1 protein-coding gene and 1 pseudogene are annotated in these 1,527 nt (G+C 38.7%); one reads left to right on the top strand and one right to left on the bottom strand.

Going from position 1 to position 1,527, the window contains the following annotated elements:
* Positions 1–127 (top strand): annotated as a pseudogene (locus CS937_RS19170) (DDE-type integrase/transposase/recombinase); the annotation flags it as partial.
* Between the two features lie 184 nt (positions 128–311).
* On the opposite strand, the gene CS937_RS00005 reads toward CS937_RS19170, so the two are convergent.
* A partial coding sequence (locus CS937_RS00005) for an IS256 family transposase (protein WP_245835657.1) occupies positions 312–1,527 on the bottom strand: 1,216 nt, incomplete at its 5' end.

Genomic DNA, 1,527 nt, shown 5'->3' with positions numbered 1-1,527 from the left:
CTTAAAAGCAGCATGTAATGGGCGTGAAACTAAGGGACTGATTCTTCACAGTGACCAAGGATCGCAATACACATCGTATGCTTTTCAAGAGTTGGCTGAAGAAAAAGGCATTATCACAAGCATGTCCGGGAGTATAAACTATTTTGTGTAAATGGGAATTGCACACAATAAAATAGAAAGGCTTTACGTGGAGAAGCGGGCGTGATACGCTCGCTTTTGCATTGGCGATAGCTTTGTTTTTTAAAGGTATCTCCATCGCCAATCCATCACGCCCGCAGAGGCTCCATGTCAAGCCGGAACCAAACTAACAGTTATAATGCAAGTTCGGTTTCTAGACGTTCTCCAAAATGAATGGCTAGCTGTGATATACATTCTTTCCATCCTTGTACTGGCATAGTCCATTTTTTAGTAATATCCATGGTTGCCAAATATATCATTTTCCTTAATGCTTCATCAGATGGGAAAGCAGACTTTGTTTTTGTGACTTTTCTAAGTTGCCTATGATACCCCTCGATAATGTTCGTTGTGTATATGATTCTTCTGATTTCCCTTGGATAACTGAAATAGGCGGTTAATTCTAACCAGTTTTGTTCCCAGGATCGAATAATAATAGGATGCTTTTTTCCCCACTTTTCTTTGAAAGCAGTGAAGGCCAATTCGGCTTCTTCTAGGGTTAATGCTTGATAGACTTTCTTTAAGTCCTTCATTACTTCTTTTTGTTCCTTGTAGGAAACATATTTCATTGAATTGCGTATTTGATGGATGACACATAGCTGTATTTCTGTTTTAGGAAACGCAGAACTAATTGCCTCTGAAAAGCCTGAAAGCCCGTCTTTACAAGCAATTAGGATATCCTCTATGCCTCTGTTTTTAAGATCCGTGCATACTCCCAGCCAAAAGCTTGCACTTTCATTTTCCCCAATCCAGATACCTAATATTTCTTTTTGTCCATCCATATTAATCCCTAAAACACTGTATGCAGCTTTATTAACGATTCTGTTTTCATCTCGAACTTTAAAGTGGATCGCATCTAAATAAACGATCGGATAAACCCGATTAAGAGGGCGAGATTGCCACTCTTTCACTAAGGGCATAATCTTGTCGGTTACTTTACTAACCATGGTGGGAGAAACGTCAATCCCGTATAAATCTTGCATTTGGCTTTCAATATCCCTTGTTGACATGCCTTTCGCATAAAGCCCTAATATTTGATCCTCTATACCATTGACAGTCGTTTCATACTTCTTAATAATCTTTGGTTCATAATCACCATTTCGATCCCTCGGAATATCCAATTCGGTATCTCCGTATTTAGATCTGACAGTTTTCTTACTGTACCCGTTTCGGCTATTGCCAGTGTTATTTCCAGTGGTACTATGTTTCTGATAACCCAATTCATCCTCTAACTCAGCTTCAAATACCTGTTGAATGGTATCCTTAAATAAAAGCTTCATCATCTCTTGAACATCTTCTACAGTACGACATTCCTTTGCCAAATCTTTAACGGTTTTGTCATGAAAAAAGTCT

The organism is Virgibacillus ndiopensis (assembly GCF_900187325.1).
Classification (GTDB): domain Bacteria; phylum Bacillota; class Bacilli; order Bacillales; family Amphibacillaceae; genus Virgibacillus_E; species Virgibacillus_E ndiopensis.
The sequence above is the reverse complement of the archived record's forward strand: the minus strand, read 5'-3'. Positions and strand labels throughout refer to the sequence as shown.